Source organism: Flavobacterium segetis (genome assembly GCF_900129575.1).
Taxonomy (GTDB): domain Bacteria; phylum Bacteroidota; class Bacteroidia; order Flavobacteriales; family Flavobacteriaceae; genus Flavobacterium; species Flavobacterium segetis.
Map to the genome: position 1 here is coordinate 21,618 of NZ_FQWE01000003.1, position 16,358 is coordinate 37,975.

At 32.5% G+C, this 16,358-nt stretch carries 15 protein-coding genes; 4 read left to right on the top strand and 11 right to left on the bottom strand.

What is annotated here, in order from left to right:
* The first annotated feature begins 73 nt into the window (after window positions 1-73).
* Window positions 74-808, top strand: a complete 735-nt coding sequence (locus BUA99_RS04435; protein WP_072988836.1) for an SIMPL domain-containing protein — start codon at window positions 74-76, stop codon at window positions 806-808.
* A 77-nt stretch (window positions 809-885) separates the two neighbouring features.
* On the opposite strand, the gene queA is transcribed toward BUA99_RS04435, so the two are convergent.
* The 3 genes from queA to BUA99_RS04450 form a co-directional block, all read right to left on the bottom strand.
* Entirely contained in the window at window positions 886-1,935 is a 1,050-nt protein-coding gene (queA, locus tag BUA99_RS04440) for a tRNA preQ1(34) S-adenosylmethionine ribosyltransferase-isomerase QueA (protein ID WP_072988838.1), read from the bottom strand.
* A gap of 163 nt (window positions 1,936-2,098) precedes the next feature.
* Window positions 2,099-3,325: a 3-phosphoshikimate 1-carboxyvinyltransferase gene (locus BUA99_RS04445; RefSeq protein WP_072988841.1), complete on the bottom strand. Its 1,227-nt coding sequence runs from the start codon at window positions 3,323-3,325 to the stop codon at window positions 2,099-2,101.
* A 99-nt stretch (window positions 3,326-3,424) separates the two neighbouring features.
* Window positions 3,425-3,751 carry a nucleotide pyrophosphohydrolase gene (locus BUA99_RS04450; protein ID WP_072989690.1) on the bottom strand — a complete coding sequence of 109 codons (327 nt, stop codon included), beginning with the start codon at window positions 3,749-3,751 and terminating at the stop codon, window positions 3,425-3,427.
* A 283-nt stretch (window positions 3,752-4,034) separates the two neighbouring features.
* Between BUA99_RS04450 and BUA99_RS04455 the strand changes: the two genes are divergently transcribed.
* Complete coding sequence (locus BUA99_RS04455) at window positions 4,035-5,777, top strand: APC family permease (RefSeq protein WP_072988843.1); 1,743 nt, start codon at window positions 4,035-4,037, stop codon at window positions 5,775-5,777.
* Window positions 5,778-5,782: 5 nt separating this feature from the next.
* Entirely contained in the window at window positions 5,783-6,595 is an 813-nt protein-coding gene (locus BUA99_RS04460) for a mechanosensitive ion channel family protein (protein WP_072988847.1), read from the top strand.
* 12 nt (window positions 6,596-6,607) lie between these two features.
* Here BUA99_RS04460 and dtd read toward each other — a convergent pair whose 3' ends face one another.
* The 7 genes from dtd to BUA99_RS04495 form a co-directional block, all read right to left on the bottom strand.
* Window positions 6,608-7,060 carry a D-aminoacyl-tRNA deacylase gene (gene dtd / locus BUA99_RS04465; RefSeq protein ID WP_072988850.1) on the bottom strand — a complete coding sequence of 151 codons (453 nt, stop codon included), beginning with the start codon at window positions 7,058-7,060 and terminating at the stop codon, window positions 6,608-6,610.
* Between the two features lie 107 nt (window positions 7,061-7,167).
* On the bottom strand, window positions 7,168-8,145 hold the full coding sequence (gene rsgA, locus BUA99_RS04470; protein ID WP_072988852.1) for a ribosome small subunit-dependent GTPase A: 978 nt from the start codon (window positions 8,143-8,145) through the stop codon (window positions 7,168-7,170).
* Between the two features lie 187 nt (window positions 8,146-8,332).
* Window positions 8,333-9,415: a bifunctional 3-deoxy-7-phosphoheptulonate synthase/chorismate mutase type II gene (locus BUA99_RS04475; protein WP_072988854.1), complete on the bottom strand. Its 1,083-nt coding sequence runs from the start codon at window positions 9,413-9,415 to the stop codon at window positions 8,333-8,335.
* 36 nt (window positions 9,416-9,451) lie between these two features.
* Complete coding sequence (locus tag BUA99_RS04480) at window positions 9,452-10,333, bottom strand: prephenate dehydrogenase (RefSeq protein WP_072988856.1); 882 nt, start codon at window positions 10,331-10,333, stop codon at window positions 9,452-9,454.
* A 225-nt stretch (window positions 10,334-10,558) separates the two neighbouring features.
* On the bottom strand, window positions 10,559-11,707 hold the full coding sequence (locus BUA99_RS04485) for an aminotransferase class I/II-fold pyridoxal phosphate-dependent enzyme (RefSeq protein WP_072988859.1): 1,149 nt from the start codon (window positions 11,705-11,707) through the stop codon (window positions 10,559-10,561).
* Between the two features lie 63 nt (window positions 11,708-11,770).
* Window positions 11,771-12,595, bottom strand: coding sequence for a prephenate dehydratase (locus BUA99_RS04490; RefSeq protein WP_072988861.1), 825 nt, complete (start codon window positions 12,593-12,595; stop codon window positions 11,771-11,773).
* A 366-nt stretch (window positions 12,596-12,961) separates the two neighbouring features.
* Window positions 12,962-13,888, bottom strand: coding sequence for a M20/M25/M40 family metallo-hydrolase (locus BUA99_RS04495; protein WP_072988864.1), 927 nt, complete (start codon window positions 13,886-13,888; stop codon window positions 12,962-12,964).
* A gap of 256 nt (window positions 13,889-14,144) precedes the next feature.
* Between BUA99_RS04495 and gldA the strand changes: the two genes are divergently transcribed.
* Window positions 14,145-15,044, top strand: a complete 900-nt coding sequence (gldA, locus tag BUA99_RS04500) for a gliding motility-associated ABC transporter ATP-binding subunit GldA (protein WP_072988867.1) — start codon at window positions 14,145-14,147, stop codon at window positions 15,042-15,044.
* Window positions 15,045-15,047: 3 nt separating this feature from the next.
* Here gldA and BUA99_RS04505 read toward each other — a convergent pair whose 3' ends face one another.
* The gene (locus BUA99_RS04505) at window positions 15,048-16,355 is read right to left on the bottom strand and encodes a TIGR00341 family protein (protein ID WP_143151714.1); all 1,308 of its coding nucleotides are present in this window, start codon (window positions 16,353-16,355) and stop codon (window positions 15,048-15,050) included.
* Window positions 16,356-16,358 lie beyond the last annotated feature (3 nt).

Below are 16,358 nucleotides of genomic sequence, written 5' to 3' on the forward strand. Positions count from 1 at the left end.
AGTTAGAACCTGTTCCAAAATTATTCTCGGTCTTATAATTGATTACATTTGTTCAATTATAAAATATTTTATTATGCTAAAAAACAGTTTAAACGTAATTATAATCGCTATCGCTATTGTAATTTCTTCGTATTTGTTTTCAAATGCTTTTCAAAATCGAAATAAAAGCAGTGATAATATTAGTGTTACTGGATCAGGTAAAAAAGATTTCGTTTCTGATTTAATTGTTTGGAGTGGCTCTTTTTCTAAAAAGAGTATGACTTTGAAAGATGCATATTCCGAATTAGATTCTGACAGGGCAAAGATTAAAAGCTATTTATCTAGTAAAGGAATTGCTGCAAATGAAATGGTTTTTTCAGCAGTAAATTTTAACAAGGAGTTTGAAACTAGTTATTATGAAAATGGCACGATGAGACAGCAGATATTCACTGGATTTACTTTAACACAAAGCGTAAACATCCAATCAAAGAAAGTTGATAAAATTGAAGAAATTTCGAGACAATCAAGCGAATTAATCAATTCAGGTGTTGAATTTTACTCCTCACCTCCTGAATATTATTACACAAAACTAGCTGAGTTAAAAATTCAAATGATTGCTGAAGCCACAAAGGATGCTAGTGCTCGAGCTAAAAGTATCGCCGAAAATGCAAATGCCAGTTTAGGGAATCTTAAAAAATCGGATATGGGTGTTTTCCAAATTACAGGTCAAAACTCCTCAGAAGATTTTTCTTATGGTGGATCTTTTAATACTCAATCTAAAAATAAAACAGCTCATATTACAGTTAGACTCGCTTATCAAGTTGAGTAGAGAATTTTGATTTTATTACAACAAAAAAATCTCGTCATTACTGACGAGATTTTTTTGTTTATAAAATAAATTTCAAATTATATGATTAACATAGCGTCACCGTATGAGTAGAATTTATATTTTTCTTCGATTGCTTCAGCGTAAGCTCTTTTCATTAAATCATGACCACAAAATGCAGAAACCATCATTAACAATGTTGATTTTGGTGTATGGAAATTAGTAATCATACAAGTTGGAATTGTAAAATCATGTGGAGGAAAAACAAATTTGTTAGTCCATCCATCAAAAGGATTCAGCGTGTTTTGAGAAGAAACTGAACTTTCAACTGCACGCATTGAAGTTGTTCCTACAGTACAAATGCGTTTCTTTTTAGCTTTAGCATTATTAACAATATCACACGCTTCTTGAGTAATTTTTAATTCCTCCGAATCCATTTTATGTTTCGATAAATCCTCAACTTCAACCGGATTAAAAGTTCCTAAACCTACGTGAAGTGTCACTTCAGCAAAATTAATTCCCTTAATTTCTAACTTTTTTAATAAATGCTTGGAAAAGTGTAATCCAGCTGTTGGTGCAGCTACAGAACCTTCTTCTTTAGCATAGATAGTTTGGTAACGTTCCGCATCCTCTGGAGTTACGTCTCTAGAAATGTATTTTGGGATTGGTGTTTCTCCAAGTTCGGTCAATTTATTTCTAAATTCTTCATACGAACCATCGTAAAGAAAACGCAAAGTACGTCCGCGAGAAGTAGTATTATCAATAACTTCAGCAACTAATGAATCATCATCACCAAAATACAATTTATTCCCAATTCTGATTTTACGAGCTGGATCAACTAATACATCCCAAAGTCTTTGTTCAGAATTCAATTCTCTAAGCAAGAAAACCTCGATTCTTGCTCCTGTTTTTTCTTTGTTACCGTATAAACGAGCTGGGAAAACTTTAGTGTTATTTAGAATTAAAACATCACCTTCATCAAAATAATCGATAACGTCTTTAAACATTTTATGTTCAATAGTTTGTTTCTTACGATCAATAACCATTAAACGAGCTTCGTCTCTGTTTTCAGCAGGATATTCTGCAAGAAGTTCTTTAGGTAAATCAAATTGAAAATGTGATAATTTCATATTAAATGATATGTTTTAAATTTTAGATTTAGGATTTAAAAAAATCCAAAAAATCTTTCAACTGCAAAGATACGATTGTGAGATAGGCGTTGTCAAGTGTTTTGCTATTTATTTTTAAAAGTCCAATGCCACAATAGCGAATTTGCACTACGTGAAATTTAATTTATAAAATTTCAGACACATTATAACCTAGCTTCTTCATGTCTTCCCAAAAATCAGGATATGATTTTGAAACAACTTCGGCGTTTTCGATAATAATGGGCACTTTTAGAGCTAAAGGTGCAAATGCCATCGCCATTCTATGATCATTATAAGTAGCGATTTTAATATTAGGATTGATTTTATCAGAAGCAAGAAGTGTCAAACTATCATTAGTTACTACTATATTTGCTCCCAATTTTGTTAACTCTATTCGAAGCGCTTCGAGCCGGTCAGTTTCCTTTATTTTTAAAGTATGAAGTCCATTAAGATGACAGCCTATTCCTAATCCAAGGCAAGTAACTACAATCGTTTGGGCGATATCAGGTGTGTTATTTAGTTCTAAGTTTAAAGTTGCCGATTTAAAATCAAGTTGTTTAACCAATGTCATTTTGTTTCCCATAAAGTGCGTTTCCACGCCCATTTGCTTGTAGATTTCAACTAATGCTGAATCACCTTGCAAACTGGTTTCTGTATAACTATTCAATGAAATTATGGCATTTTCGGACATAGCAACCAGACTAAAAAAGTACGATGCGGAACTCCAATCCGATTCTACTATCATTACTTTTGATGCAACTTCTTGTTTTGGATAAACGGTAATGACATTTCCTTTGAAACTGGTTTCTATATCCAATTCATTCAACAATGCCAACGTCATTTTGATATAAGGAACCGAAGTGATTTCTCCTTCTAATGTAAGTTCTAGTCCGTTTTCTAATTTTGGCGCAATTAATAACAATGCAGAAATATATTGGCTACTTACATTAGCTGCAATGGTAACCTTCGAAGCTGTGATTTTTTTTCCTGTAATTCGAATTGGCGGATAGCCAGCTTCCTTCTCATAGGAAATTTTTGCGCCTAACTGTTCCAAGGCTTCCACTAAAACTTTTATTGGACGCTCAGTCATTCTTTTAGAGCCGGTCAAAACTACTTCACGACCTTCATTTACAGCAAAATAAGCTGTCAAGAAACGCATCGCCGTTCCTGCATGATGAATGTCAACTATTTCCTCGTTTCCTTGCAATGCTTTTTGCATGACTTCGCTATCATCAGAATTAGATGTATTGGATAATGTAACATTTGGAAATAAGGCTTGCAATAATAAGAGTCGATTAGTTTCACTTTTTGAACCGGTAATTTTAATTGCAGCGTCTAAAGTGGAATGAGTAGTTTGTAATAGTAAGTTCATATTGTGGTGATGAGTTAAAATGCTTAAATTATAATTACTGTAATTCAGCTTTGCAATTTAACATTCCTCCTTTGCAATTCATAATTTATCGATTGCAAATTATTTTAGTTTTTCGTTGTTTTTGTGACGATCTTTATCTCTAATTGATTTAAAATCCATCTTTTTATCAAAAGCGGCTTGCATATCAATTCCTGTTTGATTTGCTAAGCATAAAACCACAAAAACTACATCTGCTAGTTCCTCACCAAGATCTTTGTCTTTATCACTTTTTTTCTCGGATTGTTCTCCGTAGCGACGAGCAATAATTCTAGCCACTTCACCTACTTCCTCTGTAAGTTGTGCCATATTTGTAAGTTCATTAAAGTACCGAACGCCGTGCTCTCTAATCCATGTATCTACGTCGAGTTGTGCATTTTTTAAATCCATTGCTATAATTTTAGACAAATATACAATTGGTAAAAGTCTGTTTACTGCCTTTTTAAAACTATTTCTACTGTTCACTGACAATTATATCTCCAAAAAATTATATTTAAAAACATTTAAGTTCCTAATTAATCTAAAAGGTAAGGAATTAAAAATTGCGATTTTAATCAGTTTATTTTATCTTTGAGTATAAAGAAATGCAAAATTATATAAAATTTCAAATGGTTTCTTCACCATTAAAGCTATACAGGCTTAAAAAAAGACAGTTGCTAAGTATCCGTAGACAATGACAAAAACTCCCCATAAAAAATTAAATCAGTTAGAATCTACCGCAATATGTGGCAACGACATTAGCTCATCTTGTTTATATGTATCTGCATTAACAATAGGTTTTGCAGGTCAATATGCATGGATTTCGCTACTATTTGTTGGAGTTGTTTTATTCTTATTTAGAAAAATATATGGTGAGGTAGTTGGTGCATTACCATTAAATGGTGGCGCCTATAATGTTTTACTAAATACCTCGTCTAAAAGGATGGCCTCGGTTGCAGCTGTTCTAACAGTGCTTTCGTATATGGCAACTGCAGTTATATCAGCATCAGAAGCAATGCATTATCTACATAATATCATTGATTCAATTTCGATTCCTATTGCAACAATTTTTGTTTTAGTGTCCTTTACCATTTTAGCAATCATAGGAATTGGCGAATCGGCTAAAGTCGCAGTTGGCATCTTTATTTTTCACTTAATTTCTCTAGTTTTATTAGTTACCACCTCCATTTTATTTGTTGTTTTTAATGGTTTACAAACTTTTCACCTCAATTGGGCAATCCCGTTAACTACGCATAGTTTGTTATATACTTTATTTTTAGGTTTTTCAGTTGCTATGCTAGGAATTTCAGGATTTGAAAGTTCTGCAAATTTTGTGGAGGAACAGCAAGTGGGAGTTTTTCCAAAAACATTACGGAATATGTGGGTGATTGTAACTTTCTTTAATCCTGTGATTGCTTTGTTACTAATTGCCATCATTCCTATTGCGCAATTAGGAGACCATAAGGAATCACTCTTAGCTTTCTTAGGACACACCGCAGGGGGAAATTGGCTTTCATGGCTAATATCGATTGATGCTGTACTAGTTCTATGTGGTGCTGTTTTGACCTCATTTGTTGGTGTAACTGGACTTTTAAAAAGAATGACCTTAGATCGTATCTTACCTAATTATTTTTTGAAAGAGAATAAAAGTGGTTCTAATTATAGAATTATAATTAGCTTTTTAATTTTATGCGTTTCTGTATTATTTGTTACCAAAGGAAATTTAGAGTCTTTAGCGGGTGTGTATACTTTTTCATTTCTTGCTGTAATGGCATTGTTTGGAATTGGAAATTTATTATTAAAGTTTAAACGAAAAAAACTGCCTCGGCCAGAAAAAGCAAAGGGCATATCAGTGATTGTAGCTATTTCTTTAATTATTATTGCTTTTACTGGGAACTATATTTTGAATGAAAAATCTTTTTTTACCTTTTTGAAATATTTGACTCCAGCACTACTATTTATTTTTATCATGTTAAATAGATTAATCATCATTGAATTTATCATTAAAGCAATGGAATATTTCTATAATCCGTTGCGTAAATTTGTTGTAACAAGCAGTCTGTTTTTGAATAAATTACACACTAAAATTAATTCTCAAGAATTTGTTTTTTTTACGAAGGGAGATGATGTTGCAATTCTTAATAAAGTTATGCAGTACGTCCAAAACAATGAAACCACTAAAAAACTTAAAATTGTAAATGTAATTCAGGAGTCGCATTCAAATCAGAAATTGAAGATAGATTTAGAAGTTTTAGACCGTGCTTATCCTGAAATACATATTGAATTTATAGAGATCGAAGGTGTTTTTGGTCCTGAGTTAATAACTGCACTGTCCGAAAAATGGAAAATACCAAAGAACTTCATGTTCATAGGTTCACCTGGAGATAAATTTTCCTATCGCGTCGCTGATTTAGGCGGTGTTCGATTAATAATGTAATTGATATGAAAGAAATTTTAAAATACAAGATTTTCACTTTTGATGGCTTCACACTGAATGTAGCGACTATTGTAAAAATTGTTGTGATTTTTATAATAATTGCAGTTATTTTAAAACTGGTGCGTCTTAGTATATATAAAACCAGAAGGTTTGACGAGGCTAAAAAATTCTCTATCTATACGCTCACTAAATATGTAATAATTATTTTTTCTTTTATTTATGGATTAAATGTTGTTGGTTTCAACATCTCTGTACTTTTAGCAGGATCTGCAGCACTTTTAGTTGGATTTGGACTTGGAATGCAAAATTTGTTTAGCGATTATATTTCCGGAATAATAATTTTAATAGACTCGACTATTAGAGTTGGAGACATCCTTGAAATAAATGGCTTAATTTGCACTGTAGAACAAATAAACTTGCGAACCACCACTGTTTATACAAGAGAAGATACTAGTATTATTTTACCTAATACTGACTTGACAAGAAATCATTTAATTAATTGGACACACAGCGGAACCAATGCCCGTTTTGAAATCTCCGTTGGAGTAGATTATAGCTCTGATGTAGATCAAGTCATTGCTATTATGCTTAATCTCACGTCAAATTTTGATCAAATAAAAAAAGAACCCGAAGCTTTTGTTCGCTTTAAAAATTTTGGAGATTCTTCTCTAGATTTTTCTATTTTCTTTTGGTCAGATGAAATATTTAGAATTGAAAAAATTAAAAGCGATTATCGTATAGCCCTTTTCAAAGCTTTTAGAGAGAACAATATCGGTATCCCGTTTCCACAACGTGTGATTCACAATGTCACTAATTAGTATACTCTTGTTTTACTCTTTATTTTTACTATCTATCACAATAGTTACTGGCCCATCATTGACTAATTCTACTTTCATATCAGCGCCAAAAACTCCTACTTGCACTTTTTTATCTAAATTAAACTCTAATTTTTCAATAAATTTCTTATAAAGTGGTACGGCAATTTCAGGTTTTGATGCTTTGATGTAGGAAGGGCGATTGCCTTTTTTGGTTAAAGCATGTAGCGTAAATTGGCTGACAACTAAAATTTCGCCACCAATATCTTTAACGGATAGATTCATTACTTGTTTCTCATCTCCAAAAATCCTTAGATTAGAAATTTTTTGACAAAGCCAGTCAATATCTTCCTGATTATCGGTATCTTCAATACCAATTAAAACAAGTAATCCTTTTTGGATTTTAGCAATTACATTGTTTTCAACAGTAACGGAGGCTTGAGAAACTCTTTGTATAACAACTTTCATTAATTAGTCTTAAGGTTTTAAAGGAATAAGGTCAAAAATCGTAAAACTATCTTAACCGTCTAGTTACCGCTGACTCTCGATTTTCGACATTGCAACTTTCCACACATTTACTCCCTCGTTTTATCACTAATAATTCGGTCTTCATTGTGAATATCAGTGCGGTAATTTTCATCATCACCTTCTAGGATCTTAAGGTAACTTCTGTAGCGTGACCAAGCAATTTCATCTCTTTCCAAAGCTGCTTTTATTGCGCAGTGAGGTTCGTCTTTATGTAAGCAGTTATTGAATTTACATTGTTCTTTTAATTTAAAAAACTCAGGAAAGTAACCACTGATTTCTTCTTTTTCCATATCTACAATCCCAAACCCTTTGATTCCGGGTGTATCTATAATTTTGGCATCAAAAGATAAATCATACATTTCAGCAAACGTTGTTGTATGCTGCCCTTGTTTACTAGCTTCTGAAATAGTCTTAGTTTTTAAATGTAGTGTAGGTTCCATTGCATTTACCAATGTTGATTTTCCAACACCGGAGTGTCCCGAAAACATGCTCACTTTACCAATCATCAATTCTTTGAGCTCTTCTATACCTTTCATTTCAGTCGAAGAAACTCTTAAACACTTATAACCTATTTCTTGATAAACATGTTGCATGTATAATTGTTCGTCAAGCGTGGCCTCATCAAAAGTATCGATTTTATTAAAAACTAGAATTGTTTCTATTCCATACGCTTCGGCAGTTACTAGAAAACGATCTATAAAATTGAAAGTCGTAGGTGGATTATTGATCGTAATCAATAGAAAAACACGATCAATATTAGAAGCAATTATATGCATTTGATGCGATAAATTTACTGACTTACGTACAATGTAGTTCTTTCTCTCCTGTATATTATGAATGGTTCCAGTGACTGTATCTGAGGATTCTTCTAGTTCATAATCAACAATATCGCCCACAGCAATAGGATTCGTGCTTTTTATACCTTTGATTCGGAATTTCCCTTTCATGCGGCATTCTATAAAATCCCCTTGTTCAGATTTTACGGTGTACCAACTTCCTGTAGATTTATAAACGAGTCCTGTCATAGAGGATTAATGATTGAAGATTAACAATTTTAGATTTATAATGCAAACCTAGTAATTTGCAAAGATAGAGGATTTATGATTTAGGAATACTGATTTTAGACTGATGATTTTACAACAATTCCTTAAAATAGAAAAATCCCAAAACGTAGCGCTTTGGGATTTTTAAAATCTCTAATTTTGAATTATTTTAATCATTTAATATTTTGTCTTGATGACTGATACTTTCTTGGTGAATCGCTTTAAATAATCGAAGAACAAATTCTTCTGACAGTCCTTTTTTCTCCCCATCCAAAATCATTTTCCCTAATATTTCATTCCAACGATTGTTTTGCAATACTGCAACATTTGCCTCTTTTTTGACATGACCTATTTCGTCTGCTACTTTCATCCTTTTACCTAGCAGCTCTACTAAAGTAGCGTCTAAAACATCGATGTTTGCTCTCAATTTTTTCATTTTATGAGTAAATTCATCTGACACATCATCTAACTTTCTAACTTTTAAATCAATAAAAATTTGTTTCAACGCATCTGGTGTTACCTGTTGTGCTGCATCGCTCCATGCATTATCCGGATCAATATGCGTTTCTATAATCATACCGTCATAATTTAGATCCAAAGCTTCTTGGGTCACTTCAAGTATCATTTTGCGATCACCAGTAATATGAGACGGATCGATGATTAGCGGTAAATCAGGAAATTTATTTTGTAATTCGATAGCAATTTGCCATTCTGGAATATTCCTATATTTTGTTTTCTCATAAGTTGAGAAGCCCCTGTGAATTACTCCTAGTTTCTCGATTCCAGCATTGTGTAATCTTTCAACGCCACCTAACCATAATGATAAATCTGGGTTTACAGGGTTTTTAACCAAAACAATTTTCTTAGTTCCTGCAAGTGCATCTGCAATTTCCTGCACTGCAAAAGGATTTACTGTCGTTCTAGCCCCAATCCATAAAACATCAATGTCATATTCTAATGCTAATTTTACGTGAGCAGCATTGGCTACTTCGGTACCCATCAATAGTCCCGTTTGTTCCTTCGCTTTTTTAAGCCATTTCAACCCTATTTCTCCTACTCCTTCAAATCCTCCTGGTCGAGTACGTGGTTTCCAGATACCAGCTCTAAATATACTTACATCTGAATCTTTTAATTCATGAGCTATTTTTAATACTTGCTCTTCTGTTTCAGCACTGCAAGGTCCTGCTATAACAAGTGGATGTGTTAAATTAAACTCATTTAACCAGTTTCTCATTTCTTTCTTATTCTCCATTTTTTATAATTATTTATTTTTTTATTAAGTCAAGTTTTATTTTCTAATCGATTCTTTATTTGGGATTTGAGAAATCATCCCGTTTAATATTTCTTTTATCCTATTCACACTTTCCATCTCTTCGAATATCGCATCATAATCCTCATTTACGAGCAAATCTTTAAAATGTGTTAGATTAGAAATATATTCCTCAAGTGTTTTTACCACTTGTTTTCTATTCTGTTTAAAAATAGGCGTCCACATTGCAGGCGAACTTTTAGCTAATCGTACGGTACTTTCAAAACCTGAGCCAGCCATGTCAAATATATCTTGCTCATGTTTCTCTTTTTGAATTACGGTTTTACCCAACATAAAAGCAGAAATATGTGACAAATGCGACACATAAGCAATGTGTTTATCGTGTGATTTCGGATCCATGTATCTGATTCTCATCCCCATTTGCTTGAATAAATCCAGCGCTTTTTCTTGTAATTTGAAAGTTGTTTTTTCAACCTCGCAAATAATATTTGTTTTACCTTGAAACAACCCTGTAATTGCCGCTGATGGCCCTGAGAACTCTGTACCTGCAATAGGGTGCGTGGCTATAAAATTTCTTCTTTTAGCATGGTTTACAACTGCTTCACAAATAGGCATTTTAGTTGAACCCACTTCAAATACAACTGTTTGTTCGCCAATCGAATCTAAAACTTTTGGTAAAATAATCAAAGCCACATCTACTGGAACTGAAACAATCACAAAATCAGCATCGCCCAAATCCTCAAAAGTCGCTGCCGCTTCAACGACACCAAGCGCGATTGCCTGAGCCAAATGACTTTCATCCGCATCGATCCCAAAAATCGTAGCTTCAGGTTGTAACGATTTAATGTCTAATGCCATTGAACCACCTATTAATCCTATTCCTATTACGTATACTTTCATGTTCTAATTTTCATAATTTGTCTTAATTGTTTCTAGGAGCTGCTTCCTGCTATCCGTTACAATCTTTTATGTCAGCCGCGGCGGACATAACAGGATTTTCACTACTATCAGGGCTAGGCAATCTCGTTTTTTAAAACGTTTACTTTCTTAAAAACAATTACAATTAACCTATTGTCCTGTGCTTGTTACAAGCCGTTTAAATACGAGACGTGATGAATTGTATCTCTAAGTACAACGACTGATCGCCTCATCAATTTTTTCTTCTTTTACACACAACGCAAATCGAACGTATCCTTCTCCATTACTACCAAAAATAGTTCCGGGCGTAATAAAAATTGATTTTTCGTGTAATATTTCATCAATGAATTTTTCTGCCGATGTAATTCCCTTTGGTAATTTTGCCCAGACAAATAATCCTACTCCTTCTTTATAAACTTTGCAACCCAATTTTTCTGCTAATTGTTCCGTTAAAACTCTGCGTTTTTTATAAATTACATTCATCTCTTCAAACCATGAAGTTTCACTTTTTAGAGCTTCAATTGCACCTTTTTGAATGCCAAAGAACATTCCGCTATCCATATTGCTTTTTACTTTTAAAACGGCATCAATACAAGTAGCATTTCCTAATACCATCCCAACTCTCCAACCTGCCATATTGAAAGTTTTACTCAATGAATTTAATTCTAAAGCAACGTCCTTAGCTCCATCCACTTGCAACAAACTGATTGGGTTATCATTCAACACAAAACTATAGGGGTTATCGTTAACTAATAAAATATGATGCTTTTTAGCAAAAGCCACTAACTTTGAAAACAACTCTAAACTTCCCCTTGCCCCTGTTGGCATGTGCGGATAACCAATCCACATAATTTTAACCTTTGATAAATCTAATTTTTCTAAGGCTTCAAAATCAGGCTCCCAATTGGTGTGTTCTGTTAAATTGTAAAATACAGGAATCGCTCCTACTAAATTTGTTACTGATGTATATGTAGGATAGCCAGGATTTGGGATTAGTACATGGTCTCCTTCATTTAAAAAAGCCAGTGAAATATGCATAATTCCTTCCTTCGAACCCATCAATGGTAATATTTCAACAGCGGGAATCAAAGCAACATTATAATTTTTTTTATAAAAATTAGCAATTCCTTCACGCAATTCAGGGAGACCTTGATAACTCTGATATTGATGTGCATTGGGATCGCTCATTGCTAAACTCACCGCATCAACAACAGCTTGTGATGGCAATAAATCAGGACTTCCAATTCCCATATTTATTATTGGTTTACCTTCAGCGGCAAGTTGTCTTACTTCTCTTAATTTAGAGGAGAAATAATATTCTTCAATTGTATCTAAACGTTTAGCTGTTGTTATCATTTTTATGTGCCTGTTTTTATTAAATCAACGGTATTTATATTTCCTAGATTTGGGCTAGAAAGTTTATTTTGTGTTTTTATATTCTCCTAAAACCTTAAAGTATTCCGCCATAATTACTAATAAAGATTTTGCTTTAGCGTAATCCTCATATTTATCAAAAGTAACGTCCACAAAAAAAGAATATTTCCACGGTGTATCTATTTTAGGCAAGGACTGGATTTTTGTCAAATTCAATTTACAATCACTCATTACATTTAAAACTGCCGCTAAACTGCCGCGCTTATGGTCCAATTCAAATTTGATTGAAGCTCTTTGTATTTCATTTTCGACAACGAATGAATTTTCTTTTTTGATGATAACAAAACGGGTCATGTTATTTTTGATCGTTTGAATTTCTGGAGCCAAAATATCTAAATCATACATTTCCGAGGCGGTTATACTGGCAATCGCTGCTATTCCCTTGAGCTGATTTTGTTGAATTCTACGTGCCGTCTCAGCAGTATCTTTATCCTCTACTAGTTTAATATATGGATATTTCTTTAAAAAATCCATACATTGTAAAATAGCCATTGGATGGGAATGTACCTCTACAATATCTTGTATTCTTTGACCTCTCAAAGCCATTAAATTTTGATGAATTTGCAAGTAATGCTCCCCAATAATATGTAAATTATTTTTATCAATTAATGCGTAATTTGGAATAATGGGTCCAGCAATTGAATTTTCAATTGCCATCACCGCTTGATCTGATTTACCAGATAATAGGCTGTCTACTAATTCCTCAAAAGACAAGCACTCATCAACAATCACGTTTTGTTCATAATATTCTTGTGCGACCTGATGATGAAAAGATCCCTTTATACCTTGAATTGCTACTTTATTAATCATTTTTTTTTAAGATTAGGCAAAAAAAAATCCCGATTCACATCGGGATTGTATATTATAATTATCAATTTAATTTTTAATTAAATAACCATACGACAATCCCTATCCTGTTTCCAGAAAAAATAATAAGAATTGCTAAAATAAAATCGGTTACTTAACATTGTACTGCTTGTTTGTATTAAACACTGTGCGAATGTATCAATTATTTCTCCTGCTTCGAAAAAAAAATTAGCTTTTTTTTAAACAAAAAAAGAATTCTTGATAAAACGGCTATAGTTTTATCATATTATTAAAATTGAGGTAAAAAATCGAAGTAAAAACATTTAGTAATAATTTTATTAAGTGTTACACACTCGATTAAAAGATTAATTATTTCTTTTTCACTCTTGACGGCGTATCGACACCATTAACTATCGTTTGGGAACTAATAGCAATTGCTTTTATAATCTCGGTCATATTATCAAGATCTAAGGTCGAAACCTCATCACTTAATTTATGATAATTAGCCTCCACATCCATTTTTGATGTAGAGATGGTATGAGCGGGAACTCCTTGAGCTGCTAATCTTGCATTGTCTGAACGGTAAAAAAGTTGCTGCTCAGGATAGGGATCTTGATAGAAATTGAAGTTTGTTCCCTTTAAATTTTGTTGTAAAATAGTACCAAAGTCTGTTTTTTCAAATCCTGTAATATACGCTGAGTTTTTACCCCACTTACTATCTGTTCCTATCATTTCAATGTTAAACATTGCAATAACTTTGTCTGGATTCATTTTCTCTGAGAAAAATTTCGATCCATATCCGCCAATTTCTTCACCAGTAAAAGCGACAAAAATAATAGTTCGTGCATTGTTGTTTAATTCTTTAAAATATTTAGCTAGCGCGATAACGGCTGTTGTTCCCGAAGCATCGTCATTAGCACCATTATAGATTTTATCTAAGCCTTCTTTTTCCATTCCTAAATGGTCATAATGAGCCGAAAATATAACGAATTCGTCTGGTTTTGACCTGCCCGGTATAATACCTATGACATTATTAGCTGCTTGACCCCTTACATCAAATTCCTGACGATAATTATTTAAATCATCATAATAGCTAAGATTTATCTTTTTAAATTCATTGGCAATAAAGTCCGATGCTAGTTCAATTCCTGATGAAAAAGTAGCTCTTCCCTCCATTTTATCTGAAGCGAGTTCTGTTTCAATTCGTATAACTTCTTTTTTATCAATTTTTACACTCTTTTGCGCTTGGACAAAAAACCCAATAAAAAGAAAAATTAATAGACTTTTATTTTTCATGTTTAAATAATATTTGTTTTGTTAGAATATGTAATTCAAATAAATATAATTTGATGCTAAACTTATAGCGTGATTATTTTATAATTTACAATCGTTTAATAATTCTTTGACGCTGCAAATTACAATTTTAAACTAAATATTTAGACAACTATTCATAATCTCAATAACAATTAAAAATGAAAATCAGATAAATGGCAGTCATCGATACACCAAATCAATTATTTTTCTGTTTACTTTTGTAACAAATAAATAGATCATGTCAATAGAAGTAAAGAATATATCAAAAAGTTATGGTGATCAAAAAGCGCTTGATAACATTTCATTCTCTGTAAATAAAGGAGAAATCGTTGGTTTTTTAGGTCCAAATGGTGCTGGAAAATCTACTTTGATGAAAATACTAACAACTTATATTGATGCTGATGAGGGTTCCGCAGTTGTAAACGGATATGATGTTAGCGGGAATCAAAAGGCTGTTCAACTGTCTATTGGCTATTTACCGGAACACAATCCGCTCTATTTAGATTTGTACGTGCGGGAATATTTAGCTTTTAATGCTGACGTATATAAAGTAGCAAAATCCCGAATTGAAGAAGTAATTCAACTAACTGGTCTATCAAATGAAAGTCACAAAAAGATTGGACAACTATCAAAAGGCTATCGTCAAAGGGTAGGACTAGCTAATGCTTTATTACACAATCCTGATGTTTTAATTCTAGATGAACCAACCACTGGTTTAGATCCGAACCAATTAATCGAAATACGAAATGTGATTAAAGATGCTGGAAAAAACAAAACTATTTTTCTCTCCACTCACATCATGCAAGAGGTTGAAGCAATTTGCGATCGCGTGATTATCATTAACAACGGTAAAATTGTTGCTGATAAAAAATTAGATAAATTAATTTCTGCCGATAAAGAACAAGTAATAGAAGTAGAATTTGATTATAAAATTGAAGAACAAGTAATTGCTAAAATCGAAAACCTTACTTCATACAAGAATACTCATGACATGATTTGGGAGTTAACATTTCTAGCTGATAGGGACATGCGTCCAGTTGTTTTCGATTTTGCTACTACAAATGGATTAAAAACACTACAATTGAATCAAAAAAGCAAAAATCTTGAAGCTGTTTTTAGAGAAATCACTAAAAACTAACTTTTAAGCTTGTCGATAAATTTCGATTTTTTCTTTTGAAAGCCTTTGTTGCAACCATAAAACTAATTTTACTTTAGACTCTTTAGAAAGCTCTTTTTTGCTTTTGTACACCATTACTGGAACAATCTTGGCATTATCTGTATTTTCATCAAATACGTGATTTGAGATTGATAAGTTCTCAATTTCAGGAAAAATAATTTTGGCTTCGGCTAAAATAGCAGAGTTATTGTACGTATTACTTTTTATTTGTTTTCCTAAGTTAGCAATTAGAACGTCCTTTTTATTTAAAATTGATTTTTCAAAATTAATTTGATTTGAAATGTATTTTTTGATATCAGTGGTGTCTTGTCTTATCCTCAATTGCGTATTTGCTATTCCATAATTCTTTAATCTTTGGTTAAGGATTTTTAACTCATTATTAGTTGTTTTCTTAGTCAAAAAAACAAGTTCGATTTTCTTAGGAATGGCATTTGTTACAATTTTTTTATATAGAATTGTATATCCTTTATTGGTAAACTCATTGGTTATAAATCGCTCAATTTTTTGATTGAACTTTTTTTCTTCGATTAATATGTATGCAAAATATATACTGGGAATAATCATCACTAAGATTAATGATGTCATGGCATACCTAACCTTTTTTGCACGCTGTTCATCAACTTGCTTTACTGGCTTATATTTTAAATATTTGACTATTAAAAAGGTTGCAATACAAATAAAAACGCAGTTGATACAATATAAGTAGATCGCTCCAAAAAAATAACTAAAATTGCCCACCGCTAAACCATAACCGGCCGTGCATAAAGGCGGCATTAAAGCTGTAGCGATTGCCACACCTGGAATAGGATTTCCTTTTTCAACTCTTGTGATGGCAATTACTCCAACCAGCCCTCCAAAAAAAGCAATAAAAATATCATAAATATTAGGAGAGGTTCGAGACAAGATCTCTGATTGTGTTTCTTTAAATGGACTTAAATAAAAATAAAATGTTGAAACAGACAATCCTACAATTGTTGCAATCAACAGGTTTTTAAGTGCTCTTTTAAGTAGCTCGAAATCGTAAATTCCTAAACCAAATCCAGCACCTACAATAGGTCCCATTAAGGGTGAAATAAGCATTGCTCCAATAACTACTGCGGTTGAATTAACATTCAATCCAATCGATGCGACCACTATAGCACAAGCTAATATCCAAAGATTAGAACCTCTAAACGAAATGTTAGCTTTTACATTTTCTAACACTTTATTTCTATCTTCTTCTCCAGAATGAAGATTTATAAAACCTATAATTTTATTTATCGTATCTCTCATTAG

Bases quoted from the DNA above. Each gene is read 5' to 3' on its own strand.
- BUA99_RS04460 (WP_072988847.1), top strand. From the start codon at position 5,783: ATGAAAGAAATTTTAAAATACAAGATTTTCACTTTTGATGGCTTCACA.
- dtd (WP_072988850.1), bottom strand. From the start codon at position 7,060: ATGAAAGTTGTTATACAAAGAGTTTCTCAAGCCTCCGTTACTGTTGAA.
- BUA99_RS04435 (WP_072988836.1), top strand. From the start codon at position 74: ATGCTAAAAAACAGTTTAAACGTAATTATAATCGCTATCGCTATTGTA.
- BUA99_RS04480 (WP_072988856.1), bottom strand. From the start codon at position 10,333: ATGAAAGTATACGTAATAGGAATAGGATTAATAGGTGGTTCAATGGCA.
- BUA99_RS04455 (WP_072988843.1), top strand. From the start codon at position 4,035: ATGACAAAAACTCCCCATAAAAAATTAAATCAGTTAGAATCTACCGCA.
- BUA99_RS04485 (WP_072988859.1), bottom strand. From the start codon at position 11,707: ATGATAACAACAGCTAAACGTTTAGATACAATTGAAGAATATTATTTC.
- rsgA (WP_072988852.1), bottom strand. From the start codon at position 8,145: ATGACAGGACTCGTTTATAAATCTACAGGAAGTTGGTACACCGTAAAA.
- gldA (WP_072988867.1), top strand. From the start codon at position 14,145: ATGTCAATAGAAGTAAAGAATATATCAAAAAGTTATGGTGATCAAAAA.
- BUA99_RS04475 (WP_072988854.1), bottom strand. From the start codon at position 9,415: ATGGAGAATAAGAAAGAAATGAGAAACTGGTTAAATGAGTTTAATTTA.
- BUA99_RS04495 (WP_072988864.1), bottom strand. From the start codon at position 13,888: ATGAAAAATAAAAGTCTATTAATTTTTCTTTTTATTGGGTTTTTTGTC.
- queA (WP_072988838.1), bottom strand. From the start codon at position 1,935: ATGAAATTATCACATTTTCAATTTGATTTACCTAAAGAACTTCTTGCA.
- BUA99_RS04450 (WP_072989690.1), bottom strand. From the start codon at position 3,751: ATGGATTTAAAAAATGCACAACTCGACGTAGATACATGGATTAGAGAG.
- BUA99_RS04445 (WP_072988841.1), bottom strand. From the start codon at position 3,325: ATGAACTTACTATTACAAACTACTCATTCCACTTTAGACGCTGCAATT.
- BUA99_RS04505 (WP_143151714.1), bottom strand. From the start codon at position 16,355: ATGAGAGATACGATAAATAAAATTATAGGTTTTATAAATCTTCATTCT.
- BUA99_RS04490 (WP_072988861.1), bottom strand. From the start codon at position 12,595: ATGATTAATAAAGTAGCAATTCAAGGTATAAAGGGATCTTTTCATCAT.